Source organism: Thiobacillus sp. 65-1402, assembly GCF_001897685.1.
Classification (GTDB): domain Bacteria; phylum Pseudomonadota; class Gammaproteobacteria; order Burkholderiales; family Thiobacillaceae; genus Thiobacillus.
The window spans coordinates 1-3,037 of the sequence record NZ_MKUG01000053.1 but is presented as its reverse complement, the minus strand read 5'-3'; the positions used below and the strand labels follow the sequence as shown (position 1 = coordinate 3,037).

Here is a 3,037-nt window from a genome sequence, read left to right as displayed (position 1 = left end):
CCGCGCCGTTGGCCGGGTCGGCCTCGATGAAGCCGCTCGAATCCGCGACGATGTGGCCGGGGATGTTGACCCCCTTGACCGAGGGCTCCATGCCGACCGCCAGCACCACCAGGTCGTGCGGCGTGGTGTAGCGCTTGTAGCCTTCGGTATTGACGCCATGGCACACCGGATTGCCGTGCTCGTCCTCGGTGATCTTCGCGACCTTGGACTTGATGAAAGTCACCGACGGATCGGCCTGGACCTTTTGATAGAAATCCTCGAAGCGGTCGATGGCGCGGATGTCGATGTAGTAGATGGTCGACTTGCCGTCTTCCGGATACGCTTCGCGCACGTAGTGCGTCTGCTTCAGCGACGCCATGCAGCAGATGCGCGAGCAGTGCCGCAGATGGTTCTCGTCGCGCGAGCCGGCGCACTGGATGAAGGCGATGTTCTTCGCTTCCTTGCCGTCGGACGGGCGCAGGATCTTGCCGCCGGTGGGGCCGTGGATGTCGGCCAGACGCTCGAATTCGACGCTGGTGATGACGTTCTTGAAGCGGTCGTAGCCGTAAGGCTGAATCTTCGCCGCGTCGTAGGGCTGCCAGCCGGTCGCCCACACCACCGCGCCGGCCTTGACCTGGATCGTCTCCTCCTGCATGTCGAGGTCGATCGCGCCGTATTTGCACGCAGCCTTGGCGCGGTCGGCGTCGGCGCTGCCGATGATCGCCGGGTCCAGCACGTAGCGTTGCGGGTAGGCCATCGCGTTCGGCAGGTAGGCGGCCTTGTGCTGGCCGAGGTTGTAGTTGAACGGGTCGTCCACCATCGTTTCGACCGCGCGTCCGCAGTCGCCGCAGGCGGTGCAGTTTTCGTTCACGTAGCGCGGCTTGACCTTGACGGTGACGGTGTAGTTGCCGGCATCGCCTTCGATGCCGCCCACTTCGGCCATCGTCAGCACCCGCACGCGGGGATTGTTCTTCAGACGGCGCTGGTTGATCTCCAGGCCGCAGATGGGGTGGCACAGCTTGGGAAAGTAGCGATACAGCTGGGAGGTGCGTCCGCCCAGCGCGGGATTCTTCTCAACCAGGACGACGTTCTTGCCGGTTTCGGCCGCCTCGAGCGCGGCGGTCATGCCGGAAATCCCGCCGCCGACCACGAGTATGGTCTCGTTGGTTGCAACATGCTCCGTCATTGTTTTCTCCATCAGATGGATGCAAAATTTCTGAACAACCACCCGGGACATCCCTCCCGGATAGCGGGTTTTAAACCCGAATTCGACATCCGAAATAGTACCCCCAAGGCCATGCCTGCCGCCACGGGCAAGCGCGCAATCTCAATCGAAGTTTTCTATGCGCGAATAAGAGGAAGTGTTTATGGCTGCGCCGCACGGGCACGGGTGAAAAGCGGGAACCGGAAAACGCTCCGGCGCCCCCTGCGTTATTTCACGCAGCCGGTCATCTTCAACGGCCGCATGGAAAGCGTCCCATTCCGCAAATCCGTTCCGTTGTTGCGCAGAGCCGCGCGATCCGGTTCGTCCCGCCCCCGCAGCAACTGTCATGACAACATGACACTTTGCCTGACCATAATGTCATTTTCTTTCCGCAGAAAAACCTGAATCCCTTTGCAATCAAACAAATAAGGTTTTGGCACACAAGGTGCTTACCGGTACAGACAAAAAGCGCCGCCCGATCGGCCACCCGCAAGGCATTGCATTGAACCCCCCGAGGAGACAGGATGACGAAAATATCCAACTTAGCTTGCATGATGGCGGCCATGCTGTATCTGGCCCCCGGCATCGTCAATGCAGCAGACGACGCCGAAGCGCAGCAGGCCGGACCGGCTGTCGCAAGCACTTCTGAAAATCCAGCCCAGCCCAAGGAGAAAGCCGCCAACGCAAATCCATCGCAAAACAGCACGACCGAAACCAAGAAGGAAGAACCGGCTTGCGATTAACGATTAATCAGCCGCAATCGCTCGCCCAGCATAATCCAGGAGACAAAATGAAGCTTCGCACCCTATTCGCCGTATCCACTCTGTTCGCTTCTCTCGCCATGCCCATGGCGGCCAGCGCACTGGATGTCAACCTCACCGCCGACCTGCCCTCGGTCGATGTGATGCATGACGGCCAGAAAGTCACGATCATGCGCAATCAGGACCAGAAAAACACCATCAATCCCGATTTCGCCAAGACCTCGCGCAAATGCCCGCCTTTCTGCATTCAGCCGGGCGAGCTGGCGGCAGGCGTCGATACCATCGGAGAGCTTGAGATCATTCATTACCTGAAAAAAATGAGCGACGGCGACAAAACCATCATGGTGGTGGATTCGCGTACGCCTGACTGGGTCGAAAAAGGCACGATCCCCGGTGCGGTCAACATTCCGTGGGACAAGCTCAACATCGGCAAGTCGGATCCCATCACCGTGCAGGAGATCCTTGAAAAGCATTTCGGCGTCAGGAACCAGGATGGTTTCTACATGTTCGACAATGCCAAAACCGTCGTCATGTTCTGCAACGGCCCCTGGTGCGGCCAGTCGCCGACCAACATCAAAGGCCTGCTGAAAATCGGCTACCCGGCGAATAAAATCAAATGGTACCGGGGCGGCATGCAGGACTGGGAAGCGCTGGGACTGACCACGGTCAAGCCCGCGAAATAACCACGCACTGCCAGCAGCAGCAAAAACGGGGCGTCATGCCCCGTTTTTCATCCCCGCCCCGTAGACACCTGGTGCGCTCCACGCTGCGCGGGGAAGTGTCGATCCGGCTCTAGACGTGCGGCGTAACGGGCGGCAGCACCGAGGCCGGCGCCGCCTCGATGGCGACGATCTCGAACTGCATCGCGGCTAGGTCGGCCATGATGTAGGTGGGGGGGGCGCCGACGCCGCCGACGGTGCCGGGGTTGACCAGCCAGGCGTGTCCGCCTTTGACCGTGGTCACTTGCGAGATGCTGGATTTGTGATCGTGGCCGCAGCACACCAGGTCGTAGTCGCCAGTGCAGGCGAGCGCCTGCGCGTAATGCGGGTAATGCACCAGGAACAGATTGCGGCCGGCCAGGGTGAAGGCGGCG

The 3,037-nt window shown here is 60.4% G+C and carries 4 protein-coding genes; 2 read left to right on the top strand and 2 right to left on the bottom strand.

The window, feature by feature from the left end; genetic code table 11:
- Positions 1 to 1,165: FAD-dependent oxidoreductase (locus tag BGO62_RS04375; RefSeq protein ID WP_296639676.1), on the bottom strand; the 1,165-nt coding region annotated here is incomplete at its 3' end.
- A 542-nt stretch (positions 1,166 to 1,707) separates the two neighbouring features.
- On the opposite strand from BGO62_RS04375, the gene BGO62_RS04370 reads away from it, so the two are divergent.
- Positions 1,708 to 1,926 carry a hypothetical protein gene (locus tag BGO62_RS04370; RefSeq protein ID WP_296639674.1) on the top strand — a complete coding sequence of 73 codons (219 nt, stop codon included), beginning with the start codon at positions 1,708 to 1,710 and terminating at the stop codon, positions 1,924 to 1,926.
- 47 nt (positions 1,927 to 1,973) lie between these two features.
- A complete protein-coding gene (locus BGO62_RS04365; RefSeq protein WP_296639673.1) occupies positions 1,974 to 2,627 on the top strand; it encodes a rhodanese-like domain-containing protein in 654 nt (217 codons plus the stop codon).
- Positions 2,628 to 2,736: 109 nt separating this feature from the next.
- Here the strand turns inward: BGO62_RS04365 and BGO62_RS04360 are convergent.
- The coding region (locus tag BGO62_RS04360; protein WP_296639672.1) for a metallophosphoesterase family protein at positions 2,737 to 3,037 on the bottom strand (301 nt) is incomplete at its 5' end.